Genomic DNA, 20746 nt, shown 5'->3' with positions numbered 1-20746 from the left:
GGACCTGATGCACGCGGACGAGCACGGCCTGCCGGTGAGCGCGGCCGGCGCCACCGCCGTACGGCACTACGACGACGCCATCCACGAGCTGCTGCACTTCCGGGCCGCGGTCGACGAGAGGACGGCGGCGGCGCTGGCCGAGGATCCGGACCTCCCGCTGGCGAACGCGCTGTCGGCCTATCTGGGGCTGCTCACCACGGAGCCGGCCGAGACGCGGAACGCCGGTGAGCGGTTCCGGGCCTACCTCCGCCGGACCGACATCTCGCGGCTGCTCCCGCGGGAGCGGGCGCACGTGGAGGCGGTCGGGGCACTGCTCCGCGGGGATCTTCTCACCGGCGGGGCCGTCCTCGCCCGGATCACCGAGGAGCACCCCCGGGACGCCCTCGCCCTGATCGTCGGGCATCAGATCGACTTCTTCACCGGCGACGCCCGCTCGCTCCGCGACCGCGTCGGCGGCGCGCTGACGGCCTGGCACGAGGACGACCGGCACCACGGCCACCTGCTCGGCATGTACGCCTTCGGCCTGGAGGAGGCCGGGCACTACGACAGGGCCGAGGACGTGGGCCTGCGCGCGGTGGAACTCAACGCCAAGGACGTCTGGGGCATCCACGCCGTCGTCCACACCTACGAGATGCAGGGCCGCTTCCAGCGGGGAGTGCGCTATCTCGACGACAGGCTCGCCGACTGGTCGTCCGGCACCTTCCTCAACGTGCACACCTGGTGGCACTACGCGCTCTACGCGCTGGAGGCGGGAGACACCCCAAGGGCCCTCGCCATCTACGACGCGGCGCTTCGCGGCCCCGGTGCCACGGACACCGTGATGGAGATGCTCGACGCCTCCGCCCTGCTCTGGCGGCTCCTCCTGGAGGACTCCGACCAGACGGAACGGTGGGCCTCGCTCGCCGACGCGTGGGCGCCCAAGATGGCCGAACCGCTCTACGCGTTCAACGACACGCACGCGGTGATGGCCTACGTCGGCTCCGGGCGGTTCGCGGAGGCGGAGAGGCTGATCGCGAGCCGCGAGGAGTACGCGGCTCCGGCCCGCCCGGAGGTCACCAACCACCGGATGACCACCCGCGTGGGCCTGCCCGTGTGCCGCGCGCTGCTCGCCTTCGGCCGGAGGGACTACGCCCGGGTGGTGGACCTGCTCTACCCGATCAGACATCGGGTGAACGATTTCGGCGGGAGCCACGCCCAGCGCGACGCCGTGCAGAAGACGCTGCTGGAGGCGGCGATCAGGGCCGGGCGGTTCGACCTCGCCCGCGTGCTGGTCAGCGAGCGGATCAACGTGCGGCCGCGCAGCCCCTTCAACTGGCTCAAGCAGGGCTCCGTCTCCGAGGGGCTCGGCGAGCGCGCCGCCGCGGCGGCCGCCCGAGCCCGCGCCGCCGAACTCGCTCTCCCCGGGAAAGGCGGGGAAGACCGGTAAGGCCGGTAGGGATGCGGGTCTGACTCACGGGCCGGGATGAACTGGCGGACGCCCTCTACGGCCGGGTCGATATGAGCTGACGGACACCCTCTACGGCGCGCCGGCCCCCGGAACGGGAGCCGGCCCGGCACCGGTCGGCCCGGCACCGGTCGGCCCGGTGCCTGCCGGTTCGCGCCGGTGTCTCGCGGCCAGCTCGCCGAGCAGTCTCCAGGTGCGGTGCTCGTCCTCCGCCGAACCGATCGAGGTCTGGGTGTAGACGAGCTCGGTCACGCCCGCTTCGACGTACGCGGCCACCTGGTCCGCGAGCAGTTCCTCGTCCCCGATCGCGACCAGGTCGGCGGGGTGGCCGACGCCCTCGCGGTCCAGCGCTGCGCGATAGGACGGGATGGTCCCGTAGTACCCCATGTTCTTCTCGGCGCGGGCGCGGGCGCCCGCCACGTCGGCGGTCACCACGCCGGAGACGATCGCGGCGACCCGGGGGGCCGGTCGCCCGGCCGCCTCCGCGTACCGGGTGACGGTCGGCACGGTGTATTCGGCCAGCGTGCGCGGGCCGGACAGGATCGGCAGCGCGCCGTCGGCGAGTTCGCCCGCGGCGCGCAGGGTGAGCTCGCCCGCCGCCGCGACCAGCACCGGCACCCGGGGCCGCGCGCCCGGCACGCTCACCGGCAGGGGGGTTCTGGCGACCAGCGTCTCGCCGTCCAGGTTCGCGGTGCCGTTCTCGAAGAGGTCGCGCAGCACTTCCAGGTACTCCCGCAGGTGCCGGATCCTGGGGTGCGGCGCGATCCCGTAGGCCTCCTCGACGAACGACCCGATCGACATCCCGACGCCCAGCGTGAAGCGTCCGTGGCCGGCCGCCTGCGCGGTCTGGGCCTGCATCGACATCGCGATCGGGTGCCGCGGGTAGATCGGCACGATCGCGGTGCCGACGTCGATGCCGGGCACCTCGCGCGCGGCCAGCGCGGCCACCGTGATGGCGTCGTGGTCGAACCGCTGGGTGAACCAGGCCGAGGTCAGCCCCGCGGCGGCGAGCTCCTTCACCTCGCCGATCAGGGTCTCGACGGAATTGGCTTCGGCGGACAGCCGTGTGTGATCGGTGGGCAGCGCGACCCCGATGCGCATGGCGTACTCCAATCGTTCGGCCGGGAGGCCGGCCAGAAGTCTTTACTCGGTCAATATATTGCCTCAGGCAAGCATTTTGGCCCTATTTCCCTTCGAGCCCATGGTCGTAAGTCCTCCACCCGGCGGCCTGAGAGCCTTCCCGAGGCGTGCGTTCAGACCAGTCGGCCCTCCGGGAGGAGGAAACCCTGGCCCGGCATCCTCGGTGTCCGGGGACGGTTCCGCGCCGGAGGCGGAAACCTTTTCGAAGAAGGAGCGCACCCGGTGTCGATCCCGCCGGACGCCGTTCGTGTAGGGGATAGGAAGGCGGCGACGGAGCCGCACCGGTCGTCCGGGAGGAACGCGCGATGAAACAGTATTTGCTCAGCATCTACCAGCCCGACGGAGGTTCCCCCGCCCCCGAGGTGCTGGAGCCGATCGCACGGAACCTGGAGGCCCTGGAGCGGGAGATGAGGACCGCCGGGGTGTGTACCAGATCCAAGCCGCGATCAACGCCGTCCACAGCGACGCGCCGACCGCGGCCCTCACCGACTGGTGGCAGATCCTGGCGCTGTACGACCGGCTGCTGGCCCTGACCCCCAACCCGGTGGTAGCGCTCAACCGCGCGGTCGCGGTGGCCGAGGTCGACGGGCCGGAGGTTGCGCTCGTCCTGGTCGACGGCCTCGACCTCGGCGGCTATCACCTGTTCCACGCCGTCCGCGCGGACCTGCTCCGGTGCCTGGGCCGCACCGCCGAGGCGGCGCGGGCCTACGAGGAGGCGATCGCCCTCACCCGCAACGCGACCGAGCGCGACTTCCTGCGGCGCACCCGCCAGGCGCTCGACTGATCCGGGCGACCGTCCCGGCCCGGCGCCCGCGCGACGACCGGACCCCGGCGAGAGGGCGCCGTCTCGTGCGCGACGGCCGGACCCCGGCGAGGACGCCGTCTCCTACGCGACGGCCGCCGGGCCGTCAGGCGAGGGCGTTGCGGAGCCACTCCTCGACACCGGCGATGTGGACCGTGGCCCAGGCCCGCGCCACCTCCGGCTGGCGGGCGGCGATGGCGTCGCAGATCGCGGTGTGCTGCTCGCGGGTCTTCTCCAGGGCGTTCTCCTGGGTGAGGCCCCGCCAGATCCTGGCCCTGGTCGTAGGGCCCGAGAGGCTCTCGATGAGGGAGCACAGCACCGCGTTGCCCGAGCCCGCCGCGATGCGCTGGTGGAACTCCAGGTCGTTGGCGACCAGCTGCTCGACGCTCGGGTCGGGAGGCAGCTCGTCGAGGATCTTGCGCAGCTCGGTGACCTCGGACTCGGACATGTGCGTCGCCGCCATCGCGGTCGCCGCGGGCTCCAGGATCCGCCGGACCTGGAAGAACTGCAGCACGGTGTCGTCCTGGTGGAAGTCGACCACGAACGACATCGCGTCCAGCAGCAGCCTCGGCTCCAGGCTGGTCACGTACGTGCCGTCGCCCTGGCGCACGTCCAGCACGTTGATCAGGGCCAGGGCCCTGACGGCCTCGCGCAGCGAGTTGCGCGACAGGCCGAGCCGATCGGCCAGGTCGGCCTCCTTGGGCAGCCTGCTGCCCGGGGCGAGCTCGCCAGACAGGATCATCTGCTTGATCTTGTCGATAGCGGCGTCGGTGACCGCCACTCTGCACCGTCCTCAGGTCGCGCCAGACATCCGATGTCTATGAGTGTATGGCGAACCGGACCGGATCCACTCCCGTCACGCGGCGGATGATTCCGCGGACCTCCAGCGTGCGCAGATGGGCCGCGGCCTCTCCCGCCGCCATCCCGCGCAGCACGGGCGGGAAGTCCTCCCACGGACGGTTCCAGGTCATACGTCCGGCTATCTCCCAGATGGTGAGGGGCCCCTCCGCCTCGGCGAGCAGGGCGGCCAGCCGTCGGAGCTTCTCCTCGTGGTGGACGACGATCTCCGTCGCCCGAGCCCCCGTGTCAGGAAATATCCATTCATGGGCGGGAAGGGCTTCGAGCCGTCCCAGGCCCTTCACCTTCTCCAGCGACTCCAGGAAGTCGCTGAGCGGATCCACGTCCGCGCGGTCGTACGGATAGATCCCGATGTGCGGCGTGATCGCCGGCAGCACGTGGTCGCCGGTGAAGATCCGGTCGGCGTCCTCCAGGTGCAGGCAGACGTGGCCGGGGGTGTGGCCGGGCGTCCAGATCGTCCGGAGCCTGCGCCCCGGCAGGTCGATCAGGTCGCCGTCGGTGAGGACGCGGTCGGGCACCGCGGGCGGCTGCGGCCGGTTCCCCGTCACCTCCTCCACCTCGACGGTTCCCGCTCCCGCCCGGCGCAGCATGTCGGCCTGGAAGTCGCGGTGCGCGTCACCCTGGAAGTCGCGCATGAGCCTGATCAGCGCGGCGTCGGCCTCGTGCATGGCGATCCACGCGCCGGACTCCTCCCTGACCCGGCCCGCCAGCCCGGCGTGGTCGGGATGGAAGTGGGTCACGACCACCCCGCGCACGTCCCGGACGTCCATGCCGACCGCCCCCAGCCCGTCGCGCAGCGCGAGCCACGCCTCGGGGGCGTTCCAGCCCGCGTCGACCAGCACGGGACCGGCGGGGGACTCGATCGCGTAGACCAGTGTGTAGCCGAGCGGGTTGCCGGGGATCGGGACGGGCACGCTCCACACCCCGCCGCCGGTGTCGAACGGGCGCTGCTCGCTGTACGGCCTGCGGCGGGTTTTCAACGGTGGTGCTCCTTGTGCGGCCTGCGGGTTCTCAACGGTGTTGCCTTTTGCGCGGGCTGTGGGTTCTCAACGGTGGTGCCTTTTGTGCGGCCTGCGGGATCTCAACGGTGGTGCCTCTCGTGCGGCGGCGCTCGGGACGCCCGGTCCATCGGTGCCGCCCGGAGCGGTCCGGAGTGTCGGTGTCGCCCAAGACGCTCCGGGGGCCGGCGCCGTCGGGCGTCCCGTGTCGGCGGTGCCGCTCAGAGGCGCTCCAGGATGGTCGCGGTCGCGAGCGCCCCTCCCGCGCACATCGCCACCAGCGCGGTCGAGGAGTCGGACCGCTCAAGCTCGTGCAGGGCGGTGGTGATCAGCCGGGAACCGGTCGCTCCGACCGGATGGCCGAGGGCTATGGCGCCGCCGTTGACGTTGACCCGTTCCATGTCCGGCTTGTGCACCGACGCCCAGGACAAGACTACCGAGGCGAAAGCCTCGTTCACCTCGAACCTGTCGATGTCGGCCGCGCTCATCCCGGTCACGGACAGAACCCTGGCGGTCGCGTCCACCGGCCCGTCCAGGTGGTAGTACGGCTCGGAGCCGACGAGCGCCTGGGCGAGGACGCGGGCCCGGGGCCGCAGGCCGTGCCGGGCGGCGGCCTCCTCGCTCATGAGGAGCACCGCCGCCGCGCCGTCGGAGATCTGGGAGGAGGTGCCCGCGGTGTGCAGGCCGTCCTCGCCCATGACGGGCCTGAGCGCGGACAGCCCCTCGACGGTGGTCTCGCGCAGCCCCTGGTCCCGGTCGACGACGCGGGTCTCGCCGGTGGGCTCCCCGTCCTGGCCGAGCACCGGCGCGGTCACCGGTACGATCTCCCGGTCGAAGCGGCCCTGAGCCCACGCCTCCGCGGCGAGGCCCTGGGACCTGGCGCCGAACCGGTCGAGCCGCTCGCGGGTCAGCCCGCGCCGCCGTGCGATCCGCTCGGCGGCGGTGAACTGGTCGGGAAGGTCGATGGCCCAGTCGTCGGGCCTGGGGTTGGCGGGCAGCACGTTGGAACCGAGCGGCGCCCGGCTCATCACCTCGACGCCGCAGGCCACGCCGACGTCGATGACCCCCGCCTGGATGAGTGCCGCGACCAGGTGCACCGCCTGCTGCGAGGAGCCGCACTGCGCGTCGATCGTGGTCACGCCCGTCTGGTACGGCAGCCCGGCGTAGAGCCAGGCGTGCCGCCCGACGTGGCCGCCCTGCTCTCCGGACTGCGTGACGCATCCGGCGAAAACCTGTTCCACGGCACCGGGTTCGATGCCCGACCTGCCGATCAGGCCGTTGAGCGCCGCGGCGAGGACCGCCTGCGGCTTCAGCCCGGCGAGCCATCCGTTGCGCCTGCCGATCGGGGTCCGCACGGCCTCGACGATCACCGCACCCATAACGATCTCCTCGCCATCCGGGTCGGAGCCCGCGGCCACCGGGCGACCGTTCCCGCCGATCCGCCCGGTCGCGCGCCGCTCCAGAACGTCGCTCTAGTCGCTTCCGTAGAGACTGTAACGGGTTCTAGTTTCAGGCGGAAGGAGCGGCGGGGTTTCCGGTGGAACACCGCCCCCCGCGGGACGGGTCTCCGGCGGGAGCGGGGCCCGACCGAGGCGGGTCCTGCGGGGGCGGATCCGGCAAGGGTGGCCTCAGCCGGTGGCGGAGGGCTGGAAGTCGGCGAGCAGGCGCCCGGCGGCGATCTCGATGCGGCGCTGGATCTGCTCGTACGTGCGGCGGCCCCTGAGCATCTCCATGAGCTCGTGCACCCAGACGCTGGACAGCGAGCCCGCGAGGGCGAACTGCTCCTCGGTGGCGGTCTCGACGGTGAGGTCGTCGCCGGCGACGCGGAGCAGCAGCCCCGCCATGCGGTCGCCGAACGGTATGTCGACATCGGCCATGATCAACGAGCGGATGAGCGCGTCGGCGAGCTCGGGTTCGCGCATCAGGCCCCGGGTGGCGCGCATCAGGACGTCGACGGCCCGGCCCGAGGCCGTGGCGGCGTTGGGCGGGCGGCGCTCGATGCTGGTCTCCAGGAGATCGATCTCCTCGCCGACGACGGCGACGACGAGATCCATCTTGGAGGGGAAGTATCGGTAGAGCGTCCCGAGCGCGACCCCGGCGCGCTCGGCGACGGTCCGCATCTGCATCGCCTCGACGCCGCCCCGCGAGGCGAGGGCCGCGGCGGCCTGGACGATGCGCTTGCGCCGCTGGTGCTGGCTCCTGGTGCGGACGCCCGTGGACGCCGGTTCGCTCCGCATGCCGGGTGCCCCCTCGGTCGTGGCCGGATCGGCGTCGCTCGGGGCGTGCCTGCCGGCCCGGGCTGGGGTGACCGGCGTGTCGGTGGTCACATGCGAGGTGCGCATGAGAACACGTTATCTGATTTCCGGATACTCCGATGGGTTACTCGCCAGTCACAAAGATGCCCCGCGCTTACATGGCATATGCGGTGCGGCGGTTATACGGGGACTTATTGCGATCGGCTGCCTCTGGACACAGAATAGAATCTGTTCTACTTTCCGGAAGGGCGAAGCGGCCGACAGAAACCCTGGAGCGCCAGTGGACTTCAATCTCGACGAGACACAGACCGACCTGCGCAAACTCGCGGTCGACCTCCTCGGCAAGGAGGTGACCTCGGCCAGGCTCGAAGCCCACGAGAAGAGCGGCGCGCCCTACGACGCAGCCCTGTGGCGCTCCCTCGCCGGGGCCGGGCTGCTCGGCGCCACCCTGCCCGAGGAGGCCGGGGGCGCGGGGCTCGGACCGGTGGAGACGGCGGTCGTCCTGCGGGAGATCGGCGCCCACGTGGCCCCCGTACCCGCCGAGCAGAGCCTGGTCGCGGCGCAGGTGATCGCCAGGTACGGCTCCCGGGAGCAGCGCGAGGCGCTGGCCCCGCTGGCCGACGGCGAGATCTCGCTCGCCGTCGCCACCTCCGAGCCGGGCCGCGACTTCGCCGCCCCGCCGGTCACGACCGCCCGCAGGGAGGGGGCCGGGTGGGTGCTGGACGGGGCCAAGGGCACCACGCCCTACGCCGCCCAGGCGGCGAAGGTCCTGGTCACCGCCGCCACCGGCGCCGGGGTCGGCGTGTTCCTGGTGGACCCCGCCGAGGCGGGCACGCGGCCGGTGCCGACCTCCACCGGGGAACCCGCCGCCGCGCTCACCCTGGAGGGCACCCCCGGCGAGCTCGTCGGGGCCGAGGACGGCGCGGCGGCCGACGGCCTGCGCAGGCTGGCGCTGGCCGGGAACATCGCCGTCACCTCCGGCGTGCTGGCCGGGGCGCTGGCGCTCACCACCGAGTACATCAGGACGCGCAAGCAGTTCGGCCGGGCGCTGGCCGAGTTCCAGGCGGTCACCGTGCAGATCGCCGACGTCTACATCGCCGGGCGGTCCCTGGACGTGGCCGTGTGGTCCGGGGCGTGGCGGCTGGCCCAGGGGGCGGACGAGGAGGCCGAGGCGGACCTGTCCGTCGGCGCCCTGACCGCGACCGACCAGGCGCTGCGGGCGCTCTACACCTGCCAGCACCTGCACGGCGGGATCGGCGTGGACGTGACCTACCCGCTGCACCGCTACTTCGCCTGGGGCAAGCACCACGCCCACCTGCTGGGCGGGGTGGAAGCCCGGCTCGACACGATCGGAGCGCTCGTCTGATGCTGATCGACCTGACTCCCGACCAGAAGAGGCTCCGCGACGAGCTGCGCGAGTACTTCCGGTCCTGCCTCACCGCCGAGGACCGCGCGCGGATCTCCACCGACCCGTTCGGCGACGCCTACATGGAGCACTGCCGCACCCTGGGCCGCGACGGCAAGCTCGGGCTCGGCTGGCCCAAGGAGTACGGCGGCGGCGGGTACGGTCCGCTGGAGCAGCAGATCTTCGCCAACGAGATCGCCCGCGCCGAGGTGCCGTACCCGATCATCACCGTGCAGACCGTCGGCCCGACCCTCATGCAGTACGGGACGGCGGCGCAGAAGGAGTTCTTCCTGCCGCGCATCCTCGCCGGGGAGTGCCACTTCGCGATCGGCTACAGCGAGCCGGGGGCGGGCACCGACCTGGCGTCCCTGCGCACCACCGCGGTCCGCGACGGCGACCACTACGTCGTCAACGGGCAGAAGATCTTCACCTCGGGCGGCCACTACTCCCAGTACATCTGGCTCGCCGCCCGCACCGACCCGGACGCGAAGAAGCACCGCGGGATCACGATGATGATCGTCGACTGCGCCGACCCCGGCTACTCGTGGACCCCGATCACGACGATGGACGGGCGCCACCACACCAACTCCACCTACTACTCCGACGTACGCGTACCGGTGGACATGGTCGTGGGCGAGGAGAACAAGGGCTGGGACCTCATCGTCAACCAGCTCAACCACGAGCGGGTCACGCTCGGCCCGGCGGGCAACCTCGCCCACACCTACGACCGGTTCCTCGCCTGGGCCCGCCGCACCGGCACGGTCGAGGAGCCCGCGGTACGCAGGGCGCTCGGCCAGGTCTACGCCTACTTCCGGACCAACGAGCTGCTGAACTGGCAGGTCGCGGCCAACATGGACCTCGGCTGGCTGGGCGCCCCCGACGCCTCGGCCACCAAGGTGTACGGCTCCGAGCGGCTGCAGGACGTCGGCAGGATCGTCGGCGAGGTCCTGGCCCGCTTCGGCGACCCGTCGGACCCGGACACCGCCGACCTGATGGAACGCGTCGACCGAGGCGCCAAGGGGGGACTGGTGCTCACCTTCGGCGGCGGGGTGAACGAGGTCCAGCGCGAGCTCATCGCGATGCTCGGCCTGAGCCTGCCGAGGCCGCCCCGATGAGCGAGAAGCCCTCGCCCCCCGCGGCGACCCCGGCCCCCTCGACGACCTCGGCAGATGCGCCGACCTCGTCCCCCGCGGCGACCCCGGCCACTCCGGCGTCCGAGCCCGGCTCCCTGCACGAGCGGCTCACCGCCCTCGCCGAGCGGCAGATCGCCGTGGGCGAGGTGCTCGGTGTCGCGGAGGCGGACCCGGTGAACATCCCGATGATCCGGCACTGGACCGACGCCATGGGCGACACGAACCCGCTCTACACCGACCCCGAGGCCGCCGCCGCCGGGGTGCATGGGGGGATCGTGGCACCACCGGCGATGATCCAGGTCTGGACGATGCCCGGCGTGGACGGCTCCAGGAGGAAACGGCCGGGCACGCCGATCGACCCGGTGCTCGCGATGCTGGACGGCAACGGTTACACCGGCGTGGTCGCCACCAACTGCGAGCAGACCTACCACCGCTACGTGAGGCTCGGCGAGTCCCTGGTCCCGGCCACCCGGCTGACCGGCGTCACCGGGCCGAAGCGGACCGCGCTCGGCGAGGGCTACTTCGTCACCTGGAACATCACCTGGTACGCCGACGGCGAGGCCGTGGCCGAGATGCTGTTCCGGGTGCTGAAGTTCAGGCCCAGGGAGCGGGCGGCGGAGCCGGGCCGGGCGGAAGAGCCGGGCGCGGCCACGTCCGGCGGGAACGGGATCGCGGCGCGCGGGAACGGGCTCGCTCCCGCGCGCGAGGCCCCCTCCGGGCCCCCGCCCGCTCAGGACGTAACCGTTCAGAACGTTCAGGACGCGCCCGCGGCGAGTGAGGACGCGTCACCGCGCGAGCCGTTCCCGCTGAGACCCGCCGTCAACGCCGACACCGCCTTCTTCTGGGAGGGTGTCGCGGCGGGCGAGCTGCGGATCCAGAAGTGCGCCGACTGCGGCGAGCTCCGCCACCCGCCGGGGCCGGTCTGCCCCTCGTGCCGCTCGGCCGCCCGCACGTTCGTGACGGTGAGCGGCGAGGGCGAGGTCTACAGCTACGTCGTCCACCACAACCCGCCGGTTCCGGGACATCGGACACCTTTCGTGGTCGCCGTGGTGGAACTGCCGGAAGGCGCGCGGATCGTGGGCAACGTGGTGGACTGCGACGCTTCACGGGTGGGTATCGGTATGCCGGTGCGCGTGACGTACCGCCAGATGGACGACGAGCTGATCCTGCCCATGTGGGTCCCCCGGGAGGCGTGATGCGGACACTTACCGACGACGAGGTGCGGGTCGGAGCTCCGCTTCCCGAGCTCGCGGTCGACCTGAGCCCCACCGTGGTCGTGTCGACCGCGCTCGCGACCATGGACTTCACCTCCGTCCACCACGACGTCGAGGGCGCGAGGGCGCAGGGGTCGAAGGACATCTTCCTCAACATCCTGACCACCATGGGTCTCGTCGAGCGCTACGTCACCGACTGGGCCGGACCCGAGGCGATCATCCGTGGCATCAACGTCAAACTCGGCGTCCCCGCGTACGCGGGCGACAGGCTGGCCTTCACCGGCAGCGTGGTCGCCCGCGAGGACGGCGAGTTCACCGTCGAGGTCCGGGGCGGGGTCAGCCTCGGCGACCACGTCTCGGGCACCGTCAGGTTCGCCCTCCCCTCCCGCTGACGGGAACACCGGAACACAGAAAGGCCCTCACCACCGTGGTCTCCTTCTCCGGGAGTACGGTCGTCGCCGGCATCGGCGCGACCGAGTTCTCCAAGCAGTCGGGCAGGTCCGAGCTCCAGCTCGCGGCCGAGGCGGTGTTCGCGGCGCTCGACGACGCGGGTCTCGCGCCCTCCGACGTGGACGGTCTCGTCACCTACACCCAGGACGCCAACCAGGAGATCGCCGTGGCCCGCGAGGTGGGCATCGGCGACCTGTCGTTCTTCTCCCGTGTCCACTACGGCGGCGGCGCGGCGTGCGGGACCGTGCTGCACGCGGCGATGGCCGTCGCCACCGGGGTCGCCGAGACCGTGGTCTGCTACCGGGCGTTCAACGAGCGCTCGGGCAACAGGTTCGGCCAGCCCGACGCCCGCATCGGCGGCGAGCCCTCGTCCCAGGGCCTGGAGATGAGCTGGCACGTCCCGTACGGGCTGATGACCCCCGCCGCCTGGGTCGCCATGTTCGCCCGGCGCTACATGCACACGTACGGCGCCACCTCCGAGGACTTCGGCCGGGTGGCGGTCGCCATGCGCAGGCACGCCTCCACCAACCCGGCCGCGTGGTTCCACGGCCGCCCGATCACGCTGGAGGAGCACCAGGCGTCCAAGTGGATCGCGGAGCCGCTGCACCTGCTCGACTGCTGCCAGGAGAGCGACGGCGCGGTGGCGCTGGTGGTCACCTCCGCCGAGCGGGCCAGGGACCTGCGCAGGTCACCCGCCGTGATCACCGCCGCCGCCCAGGGGTCGGGCGCCGACCAGATGATGATGACCAGCTACTACCGCGACGACATGACCGGCCTGCCGGAGATGGGGGTGGTCGGCCGCCAGCTCTGGAAGCAGTCGGGACTCGGCCCCTCGGACGTGCAGACGGCCATCCTGTACGACCACTTCACCCCGTTCGTCCTCACCCAGCTGGAGGAGCTGGGCTTCTGCGGGCGCGGCGAGGCCCGCGACTACGTGGCCGACGGCGGCATCGAGATCGACGGCCGCCTCCCGGTCAACCCGCACGGCGGCCAGCTGGGGGAGGCGTACATCCACGGCATGAACGGCATCGCCGAGGCCGTCAGGCAGATCAGGGGCACCTCGGCCAACCAGGTGGCCGGGGTACGGAACGTGCTGGTCACCGCGGGCACGGGCGTGCCGACGAGCGGGCTGGTCCTGTCGTCGGAGTGAGCGGGGGCCTCGCGCTCGACGAGACGTTCCGACGGCCGCCGCGTGCCCGGCGTGGAGGCGGGGCACGCGACGGCCGTCAGGTGACGGGCGCCGTCCGGTCTTTCGGCGGCTGCTCGGTGGTGCGGTGTTCGGTGGTGCGGTGGCTCAGCAGCTCAGGTTGCCGCCGGGGGTGGTGCCGAGGATCTGCACGAAGCGCTGGTAGGCGTTGATCCGGCTCTGCACCTGCGCGGGGTTCCTGCCGTTGCACTCCAGGCTGCCGTTGATGCTGCGGATCGTCTCGCCGAAGCCACGGCTGTTGACCATCGCGTTGTGCGGGGTCATCGTGCCGGGGCCGTTCTGGGTGTTCCAGTACCACAGGGCGGTCTTCCAGGCCACCGCCGCGTCGTTCTGGACCAGGTACGGGTTGCCGAGCAGGTTGATGCCGAGCGCGTCGCCCGCCGCCTTGTAGTTGAAGTTCCAGCTCAGCTGGATCGGGCCGCGCCCGTAGTAGGCCGCCTGGCCCGCGGGGCAGCCGTACGGCTGGCTCGTGTCGCAGTAGTGCGGGTAGTTCGCGGTGTTCTGCTCCACGACGTGGACCAGGCCGCCGGTCTCGTGGTTGACGTTGGCGAGGAAGGCGGCGGCCTCCTGCCTCCTGATGGTGTCACTGCCGGTCTTCGCGAAGCCCGGGTAGGCGCTCAGCGCCGCGGTCAGGCCGCTGTAGGTGTAGAACGAGTTCCGGCTCGGGAACATCTGGTTGAACTGGGCCTGGCTCACGACGAAACCCCCGGTGGGCGGGGGGTCGGTGGGCGTCGTGCCGCCGCAGGTGTACGGCTCCCAGTACCAGGTGCTGATCACCGGGTCGTAGCCGGGGTTCTCGTTCTTGGCGCGGTAGAACTGGCCGTTGGTGTACTTGACGATGCTCCCGGCCGGGTACCAGGTGCCCGCAGCCCAGTTCGGGTGGTTGCAGTTGCTCGGGGGAGGCGTCGTGCCGCCGCCGCAGGAGCCCTGGTCCGCCCACACGTCGACGGTGCCGGGGACCTCGTTCTGGGTCCACCACTTCGCCGACCAGTTACGGCCGTTGTGGGAGGCGGTCATGCCGCTGGTGTAGACCGCCGAGGAGTTCCACGGGGTCACGCAGGCGGCCGCGACGGCGGCGGAGGACGCGGAGGCCGCCGGCAGGGCGACCGCCAGCACGCCCGTGACCGCCAGGGCGGCGAGGGCGGCCATGATGCGCTGTCTCAACACTTGATCACTCCTTCGTGCGGTGGGGGCCGCAGAGGTTCGAGATTCCGTGCGACCGGGACGCGAGTGGCTCGCGCGAGAAGCTTGCAGACCCAGTCAGGGCGAGTAAGGGAGGACGGCTCCGCCTTACCGGCGCCATCAGGGGACGCGGGACGGTGTGGAACGTCCGGACGGTCGGACTTCCGGGAAACGACGACCCGCGTCGTCGAGGTTCGCGCAGCTCCTGGTCGGATCGGACGGTTGTCCGGGGGCCGCGAAGGCTCCCGCCTTAACTTTCTCTTAAGAAAGTTTCCTAAGAGTTGTCGTGATACTAGCCTTGACAGAACGCCTTCACAACCCCGACGGGCCCGGATTTCCGCTGTTGTGGACGGGTGTGTTCCGCGTCCGATATGACCCGCGCCTGGTTAATTCACAATGGCGTTATAAGTCCGGTTGGCCAGTAAATGTAACTTTTGTGGACGTTTTGGATGCCATCATGTGCGTCATGTTGGATTCCCTCGGGCTCGATCCCGTGGAGGAGCGCGTCTACCGGTTCCTGGTCACCACCGCGGAGGCGGAGGTGACCGACCTCGTCGGCAAGCTCGGCATCGACGCCGAGACGGCCGAGACGGTGCTGGTGTCCATGCGGGTCAGAGGGCTGGTCAGGACGGTCGGTCCCGGCAGGCGGCGGTTCGCGGTCGTGGCCCCGGACATCGTGCTGGGCTCGCAGCTCCTCCGCCGCCAGCAGGCGCTCGACTGGGCCCGCCGCGAGGTGGACCGGCTCTCCGAGGAGTACCGGGACAACGCCCGCCGCCGCGACGCCGGGCGGCTGGTCGAGGTCCTGCCGGACCGCGGCGTGCTGCGGGAGCGTCTCGACCACCTGCAGGAGAACGCCCGCCGCGAGGTCCTCTCTCTGTGCCGGAGCCGCGCGATCGCGCTGCCCGCCGAGGAGAACCTCGCCGAGCCGGACGCGCTGCGCCGCGGGGTCGAGTACCGGGTGGTCTACGAGAGGACCCTGCTGGAGGAGCCGGGCATGCAGGCCAACGTGGCGTACGGGGTCAAGCTGGGCGAGCAGGCCAGGGCCGCGCCCTGCCTGCCGGTGCGGCTGACGATCGTCGACCGGGAGGTCGCGGTGATCCCGCTGGTGCAGGAGGCGGGGGTCTCCGAGCCGACGGCGGCGCTGGTCCGCGGCGGCCAGCTGCTGGAGGCGCTCATCGCCCTCTTCGAGGGCTGCTGGGAGCGGGCGACGCCGCTGCGGATCGCCGAGGACGGCGCCCTCGCCGAGGGGACGAGGTCCTGCCCGCTCGGTTCCGACGACCTTTACCTGGTCTCGCTGCTGGTCGCGGGCGTACCGGACAAGTCGATCGCCACCCAGCTGGGCGTGAGCCACCGGACCGTGCAGCGGCGCGTCTCGAACATCATGGAACTCGCCGGCGCCCAGACCCGCATGCAGCTGGCCTGGCGCGTCGCCACCGAACACTGGCTCTGAGCGTCCGGCGGCCCCGGGGCTCTACGGGGTGGTCATCATCGGTACCGCGAAGAAGACGATCATGGCGATCGCCACCGCGATGACGAAACCGATCAGTTCCCAGGCCCAGTCGTGGTGGGTCGCGTCCTTGATCGCCTTATGACTGCGCGGCGTTTTGTCTTCTTTGTCACCCTTGCGCCCGTGGGCCGCGCTCCGGCGGGAAGGGGAGAGCACCACACCGGTGCCCCCGAGCGCCGGAGGGGCGGCAGACCCGGACGGCCCTGACAGCCCTGACAGCCCGGACGGCTCGGGGGCCGGAGGCATCGGGGGTATCGCCGGGAACCCGTTCCCCGGGACGGTGTCGGCGTCGTCCCGCGGCGCGTCGTACGGCGTCAGGGTGTGGTTCGGCGGCGCGGTCCGGGGGGCGTCGTCGGGCGCGTCCTCGCGCATCACCCAGCGGGGCAGGCGCAACTGGGCGCGACCGGCGGGGGTACGGAGGTGGTCGGTCCGGGGGGACCAGGTGGGAAGGGCGGTCGGGATCCCCTGCGGCCGGGCGTCGGAGGGAGCGGCGTCCGGCAACCGGCCGGGGTCGGCGGCCCGGGGGGCCGGGGCGGGACGCGGGGGCTCGGCGCGCTCCACCGAGGGCGCGGGGTTCTCCGTCCGCGTGGCCCAGACGGGGAGCGTGAGCCGGGGGCGGTGGTTGTCGGTGGAGGCCGCGTGCCGCCCGGCCCCCCGTACGGGGGAGGGGGCCGGAGAAGGGGCGGGGGAGGACGCGCGGGCGGGGCGGTGGCGCTCGCGGTCGGCGAGGGCGTCGAGCTGGTCGGTCTGCAGGGGCCAGCCGGGGAGGGGACGCGCGGCGGCCGGTGCGTCACCGGGACCGTCGTCCAGCACGTCGCCGGGGCCGTTGCTCGGCACATTCCCGAAGCCGTTACCCGGCACGTTTCCGACGCTGTCGTCCAGCACGTCCCCGGGGTTGTCGCCCGGCACATTCCTGAGGCTGTCGTCCAGCACGTCCCCGAGGCCGTCGTCCAGCACGTCCCCGAGGTTCTCCGGGTTCGTGAGGGGCGGGACGCCGGCGAGCGGGGTGCGGGAGGTCTCGGCGGCGGGGAGCGGACTCCCTGGCGTCTCGGCGCGGGGGGCGGCGGCGACGAGCCTGTCGGTGTAGACGCGGGCCGCCCGCGCCTCCGGGCTGAGCGGGCGGAAGAGGTCTTCCCGCCCGGGGGCGTCGTCCAGCACGTCCCCGGGGATCGGGGCCGGCAGTGACGACACCCGGCGCGGCCGGGGACGCTGGAGGCGGCGGCGCGGCCGCAGGGCCGCGGTGTCCAGGGCGGTGAGCACCGAGTCGCCGAGCCTGGGCATCGGCTGCGTGGTGGCCTCGTGGGTGGAGACGGCGTCGGGGTCCCGCGGCGCGAAGGGGTCGGGGAAGCGGTCGTCCGCCATATGGTCCGGCAGGTCCGGCAGGCCCGGCACGGGGAAGGCCGAGGCGCCCGCCGGAGGGCCCGCCTGCGGACCGGCCGGGAGGCCGGTCTCCGCGAGCGGCAGCGGCCACGCGGGCGTCGTCGGCCACAGCTGCCTGAGCAGCGGGGACGTCGACCGCCTGGCGGCGGGAACCGCGGGCGGCGCCTGGGGTCCGAGCACGGCGGCGCGAAGTCCCGCCGGGGGAATGGCCCAGCGGGCGAGGTTGAGCACGTCGCGGACCGGGGCGACGGCGAGGGCGCCGAACACCTCCGTCATGTCCTCGGGAATCCTGGCCCCGGCCAGGGCGTAGCCCAGCGACTGGGCGAAACGGCGGCAGGCGCTCACCGTCAGCTCGTCGGCGGTGTCGACGGCCACGTCGAGCACCCAGGACAGCTCGGAGGCGTCCATCTCGCACACACCCGACAGGTACAGCACCTCACGCTGGTGGGTGCGCAGGTCACCCAGGACGCGCTCGACGAGGGCCGCGGCCGGGTCGAGCCCGACGCCGGGGGGCGCGTAGACGATGTCGCGCAGGAAGATCTCGCGGCGGGCGAGCGCGTACAGCGCGGCGCGCGGCGGTTCGGCGTCCGAGACGCCCGAGAGGACGGCCACCAGGACGTCGGAGGCCGAGTCCGCGTTGCCCAGCTGGTCGTGGGAGTAGGCGAACAGCCCTGCTGCGTGGCGGTCATAGAGCTCGGCGATGAGTTCGACGCGCGAGCGCTGACCGAGGAGCGGTTGGGTCACGGGACCGGTTCCTCTGGTGGTTCGGCGAGCGGGGTGGAGGGGCGGAGCGGCCGTGAGGCCTGTGACGTACGGTGCTGGAGGGGTCAACTCCGGCGATGTGGGTAATCATGTCAAGTCATGGGCACCTCCCGCACTACTCAATGCCCTTTTGTTGAGAAATACACTTGTGGATCTGCTTCGGGGCTGGTTCGGGAAAGCCTAGAAGACAGATCGGATAAGTGGGGCATAGGCTGACCCGTGCGGGATCATGGGGGCGGTTGGGGCAGGGGAGTCGTAACCCTGCGAAAACAAGAGGTTGCGCATGATCACATTCAACGGTGTCACCAAGCGCTACGCCGACGGGACCGTCGCCGTGGACAATCTGAGCCTTGAGGTGCCGACCGGGGAGATAACCGTCTTCGTCGGTCCCTCGGGATGCGGTAAGACGACGTCCCTCCGCATGATCAACAGAATGATCGACGCCTCGGACGGCCAGATCCTCCTGGACGGCGTGGACGTCAAGACCATCGACCCGCCGACCCTGCGCCGGGGCATCGGCTACGTCATCCAGCAAGCGGGGCTCTTCCCGCACCGCAAGATCGTCGACAACGTGGCGACGGTGCCCCTGCTGCTCGGCTGGGACAAGAAGAAGGCGCGCGACCGGGCGATGGAGCTGCTCGAACGGGTCGGGCTCGACCTCAAGATGGCCGACCGCTATCCCTTCCAGCTCTCCGGCGGGCAGCAGCAGCGCGTCGGCGTGGCCCGCGCGCTCGCCGCCGACCCGCCCGTGCTGCTGATGGACGAGCCGTTCAGCGCGGTCGACCCGATCGTCCGTACGAGCCTGCAGGAGGAGCTCCTGCGGCTCCAGGCCGAGCTGAACAAGACCATCGTGTTCGTCACCCACGACATCGACGAGGCCGTCAAGCTCGGCGACCGGGTGGCCGTGCTCCGTGTGGGGGGCCGCCTGGCCCAGCTCGACGACCCCGCGACGCTGCTGGCCCGGCCCGCCGACGACTTCGTCCGCGAGTTCCTGGGGCGTGACCGGGGCATCCGGCGGCTGTCGTTCGTCTCGGACGAGGGGGTGCGGCTCCGTACCGACCTGCTCGTGCCCCTCTCCACCGACGCCGCCGCGGCGCGCGCCACCGGGGAGCCGTGGCTGGCCGTGACGGACGAGGGCGGCCGGCCGCTGGGCTGGGCCGCCGTCAAGGACCTGCCGGAACCGGGCACCCTCGCCGACGCGGAGCTCGCGCCGTACGGGACCTTCGTCAGCGGGCACGACTCGCTGCGCGCCGCGCTGGACGCGACCCTGCTCTCCCCGTCGGGCCACGCCGTCGCGGTGGACGGGTCGGGCAGGGCGGTGGGCGTCGCCACCCGCGAGGCGCTGGACGAGGCGCTGACCAGGGTCGCGGGAAACGTCGGCGGACCGGCGCGGGGCGGCGACGTCCAGGCGGGCGGAGATGTCCAGGTGGGCAGAGCTGTTCCGGTGGACGGCGATGTCCCGGCGGGAGGTGTCGGCGGCTCCGCCGGGGGCAGCGACGCCTCCGTGAGAGGTGCCGGGGACGCCGGGAGTTCCGGTGGCATCGGGAGCACCGGAGGCTCTGGTGGCTCGGCGGGAGGTGCCAATGGATGAGGAGCCGCTGGTTCGCTGGGACTGGATCGGGCGCAACTGGCCCACGATCCAGGGCCTGCTGGAGGACCACATCGTGATGGCGCTGGTGCCGGTCGTCATCGGCCTGATCATCGCGCTCCCGCTCGGGCTCGCCGGGGTGCGGTGGCGCTGGCTCTACCAGCCGACCGTCGGCGTGATGAACGTGATCTACTCGCTGCCCTCGCTGGCCGTCTTCATCGTGCTCATCCCGCTCACCGGCCTCGCCACGCGGACGACCGTCATGGTCCCGCTCGCCTTCTACGCCATGGCGGTGCTCATCCCCGCGGTCGTCGACGGGCTGAGCTCGGTCCCCGACCACGTGCGGCAGTCCGCGGTGGCCATGGGCTTCACCCCGCTGCGCAGGCTGCTCCAGGTCGAGCTGCCGATCGCGGTACCGGTCGTGCTGGCCGGGCTCAGGGTCGCCACGGTCGCCAGCGTCAGCCTGGTGAGCGTCGGCGCGCTGGTCGGCAGGGGCGGGCTCGGCTACCTGTTCATCGACGGCTGGCAGCGGCAGTTCTACACCCCGATCGTCGTCGGCATCGTGCTGGTCGTGGTGCTCGCGGGCATCGCCGACCTGCTGCTGGTCCTGGCGCAACGCCTGCTCACCCCGTGGTCACAGGCGAGGGGGTCCGCGTGAACGGGCTGATCGGGCCTCATACGGTCCGTACGGACAGGCTCATCGGATCGCGGACGAAGAAGGAGGCCGTGTGAACTGGCTGATCGACTTCTTCGGTGACCAGGCCAGCTGGTCGGGACCCGACGGGATTCCCAACCGGCTGCTCGAACACCTGGAGTTCGCCGGGCTCTCGCTCTTCCTCGCCATGCTGATCGCGCTCCCGCTGGGGCTGCTGATCGGCCACACCGGCAGGGGCGCGACGCTCGTCATCCTCACCGCCAACGCGGCCCGCGCCCTGCCGACGCTCGGCCTGCTGGTCCTCATCGTCCTGTTCATGGGCGTCGGTACCATTTTGCCGGTGCTCATCCCGCTGGTGGCGCTGGCCGTGCCGCCCATCCTGGTCAACACGTACGAGGGCATCCGAGGGGTCGACCCCGACCTGCGCGACGCCGCGTACGGCATGGGCCTGAAGGGCGGGCAGGTCCTCGGGCGGGTGCTGGTGCCGGTCGCGCTGCCGCTCATCCTGCTGGGCCTGCGCCTGGCGGCGATCCAGGTGGTGGCGACCGCGACCGTGGCCGCCTACGTGGGCCTGGGCGGCCTCGGCCGCTTCATCATCGACGGTCTCGCGACCAAGAACTTCCCGAGCACGATCGGCGGGGCGGTCCTCGTAGCACTGCTGGCGCTTCTCGTCCAGCTCGGGTTCACTCTGGTGCAGCGCGTGACGGTCTCCCCGGGGGTGAGCGAGCGCCAGACCATCAGATAGTCTTCTTTACCCCCCGTTTTG

Annotated in this window: 17 protein-coding genes and 1 pseudogene; 11 read left to right on the top strand and 7 right to left on the bottom strand. The window is 71.9% G+C overall.

Features of this window, described 5'->3' with window-relative positions:
* Positions 1-7 precede the first annotated feature (7 nt).
* Complete coding sequence (locus ACFYWM_RS16675; RefSeq protein WP_389915120.1) at positions 8-1426, top strand: tetratricopeptide repeat protein; 1419 nt, start codon at positions 8-10, stop codon at positions 1424-1426.
* 90 nt (positions 1427-1516) lie between these two features.
* Here the strand turns inward: ACFYWM_RS16675 and ACFYWM_RS16670 are convergent, their stop codons facing one another.
* Positions 1517-2545, bottom strand: coding sequence for a TIGR03564 family F420-dependent LLM class oxidoreductase (locus tag ACFYWM_RS16670; protein ID WP_389915116.1), 1029 nt, complete (start codon positions 2543-2545; stop codon positions 1517-1519).
* Positions 2546-3008: 463 nt separating this feature from the next.
* Here ACFYWM_RS16670 and ACFYWM_RS16665 point away from each other — a divergent pair, with 463 nt between their 5' ends.
* Positions 3009-3368, top strand: a complete 360-nt coding sequence (locus ACFYWM_RS16665; protein WP_389915114.1) for a hypothetical protein — start codon at positions 3009-3011, stop codon at positions 3366-3368.
* A gap of 124 nt (positions 3369-3492) precedes the next feature.
* Here the strand turns inward: ACFYWM_RS16665 and ACFYWM_RS16660 are convergent, their stop codons facing one another.
* From ACFYWM_RS16660 to ACFYWM_RS16645, 4 genes are all read right to left on the bottom strand, one after another.
* Positions 3493-4167, bottom strand: coding sequence for a FadR/GntR family transcriptional regulator (locus tag ACFYWM_RS16660; RefSeq protein WP_389915111.1), 675 nt, complete (start codon positions 4165-4167; stop codon positions 3493-3495).
* Between the two features lie 37 nt (positions 4168-4204).
* Complete coding sequence (locus ACFYWM_RS16655) at positions 4205-5224, bottom strand: MBL fold metallo-hydrolase (RefSeq protein ID WP_389915108.1); 1020 nt, start codon at positions 5222-5224, stop codon at positions 4205-4207.
* 239 nt (positions 5225-5463) lie between these two features.
* Positions 5464-6621, bottom strand: coding sequence for a steroid 3-ketoacyl-CoA thiolase (locus ACFYWM_RS16650; protein ID WP_389915105.1), 1158 nt, complete (start codon positions 6619-6621; stop codon positions 5464-5466).
* A 249-nt stretch (positions 6622-6870) separates the two neighbouring features.
* Positions 6871-7479 (bottom strand): TetR family transcriptional regulator, encoded by a 609-nt coding sequence (locus ACFYWM_RS16645; protein WP_389915217.1) that lies wholly within the window; start codon positions 7477-7479, stop codon positions 6871-6873.
* 298 nt (positions 7480-7777) lie between these two features.
* Here ACFYWM_RS16645 and ACFYWM_RS16640 point away from each other — a divergent pair, with 298 nt between their 5' ends.
* The 5 genes from ACFYWM_RS16640 to ACFYWM_RS16620 are packed head-to-tail and all read left to right on the top strand — an operon-like array spanning position 7778 to position 12849.
* Positions 7778-8863, top strand: coding sequence for an acyl-CoA dehydrogenase family protein (locus ACFYWM_RS16640; protein WP_389915102.1), 1086 nt, complete (start codon positions 7778-7780; stop codon positions 8861-8863).
* Positions 8863-10017, top strand: coding sequence for an acyl-CoA dehydrogenase family protein (locus tag ACFYWM_RS16635; RefSeq protein ID WP_389915100.1), 1155 nt, complete (start codon positions 8863-8865; stop codon positions 10015-10017). Before ACFYWM_RS16640 ends, ACFYWM_RS16635 begins: the two co-directional genes overlap by 1 nt.
* Positions 10014-11231 (top strand): OB-fold domain-containing protein, encoded by a 1218-nt coding sequence (locus ACFYWM_RS16630; protein WP_389915097.1) that lies wholly within the window; start codon positions 10014-10016, stop codon positions 11229-11231. Before ACFYWM_RS16635 ends, ACFYWM_RS16630 begins: the two co-directional genes overlap by 4 nt.
* Positions 11231-11641 (top strand): MaoC/PaaZ C-terminal domain-containing protein, encoded by a 411-nt coding sequence (locus tag ACFYWM_RS16625; RefSeq protein ID WP_389915094.1) that lies wholly within the window; start codon positions 11231-11233, stop codon positions 11639-11641. Before ACFYWM_RS16630 ends, ACFYWM_RS16625 begins: the two co-directional genes overlap by 1 nt.
* A gap of 35 nt (positions 11642-11676) precedes the next feature.
* Positions 11677-12849 (top strand): lipid-transfer protein, encoded by a 1173-nt coding sequence (locus tag ACFYWM_RS16620; protein ID WP_389915091.1) that lies wholly within the window; start codon positions 11677-11679, stop codon positions 12847-12849.
* 144 nt (positions 12850-12993) lie between these two features.
* On the opposite strand, the gene ACFYWM_RS16615 is transcribed toward ACFYWM_RS16620, so the two are convergent.
* Positions 12994-14073 carry a glycoside hydrolase family 19 protein gene (locus tag ACFYWM_RS16615; protein WP_389915088.1) on the bottom strand — a complete coding sequence of 360 codons (1080 nt, stop codon included), beginning with the start codon at positions 14071-14073 and terminating at the stop codon, positions 12994-12996.
* A 481-nt stretch (positions 14074-14554) separates the two neighbouring features.
* On the opposite strand from ACFYWM_RS16615, the gene ACFYWM_RS16610 reads away from it, so the two are divergent.
* Positions 14555-15538, top strand: coding sequence for a helix-turn-helix domain-containing protein (locus ACFYWM_RS16610; protein WP_389915085.1), 984 nt, complete (start codon positions 14555-14557; stop codon positions 15536-15538).
* A 21-nt stretch (positions 15539-15559) separates the two neighbouring features.
* Here ACFYWM_RS16610 and ACFYWM_RS16605 read toward each other — a convergent pair whose 3' ends face one another.
* Positions 15560-17719 carry a hypothetical protein gene (locus ACFYWM_RS16605; protein WP_389915083.1) on the bottom strand — a complete coding sequence of 720 codons (2160 nt, stop codon included), beginning with the start codon at positions 17717-17719 and terminating at the stop codon, positions 15560-15562.
* Positions 17720-18020: 301 nt separating this feature from the next.
* On the opposite strand from ACFYWM_RS16605, the pseudogene ACFYWM_RS16600 reads away from it, so the two are divergent.
* From ACFYWM_RS16600 to ACFYWM_RS16590, 3 genes and pseudogenes are all read left to right on the top strand, one after another.
* Positions 18021-19106, top strand: a pseudogene (locus ACFYWM_RS16600) (ABC transporter ATP-binding protein); the annotation flags it as partial.
* 214 nt (positions 19107-19320) lie between these two features.
* Positions 19321-19983, top strand: coding sequence for an ABC transporter permease (locus ACFYWM_RS16595; RefSeq protein ID WP_389915080.1), 663 nt, complete (start codon positions 19321-19323; stop codon positions 19981-19983).
* A gap of 70 nt (positions 19984-20053) precedes the next feature.
* A complete protein-coding gene (locus ACFYWM_RS16590; RefSeq protein WP_389915077.1) occupies positions 20054-20725 on the top strand; it encodes an ABC transporter permease in 672 nt (223 codons plus the stop codon).
* Positions 20726-20746: the final 21 nt, after the last annotated feature.

The organism is Streptosporangium sp. NPDC002721, assembly GCF_042888905.1.
Lineage (GTDB): Bacteria > Actinomycetota > Actinomycetes > Streptosporangiales > Streptosporangiaceae > Streptosporangium.
The sequence above is the reverse complement of the archived record's forward strand: the minus strand, read 5'-3'. Positions and strand labels throughout refer to the sequence as shown.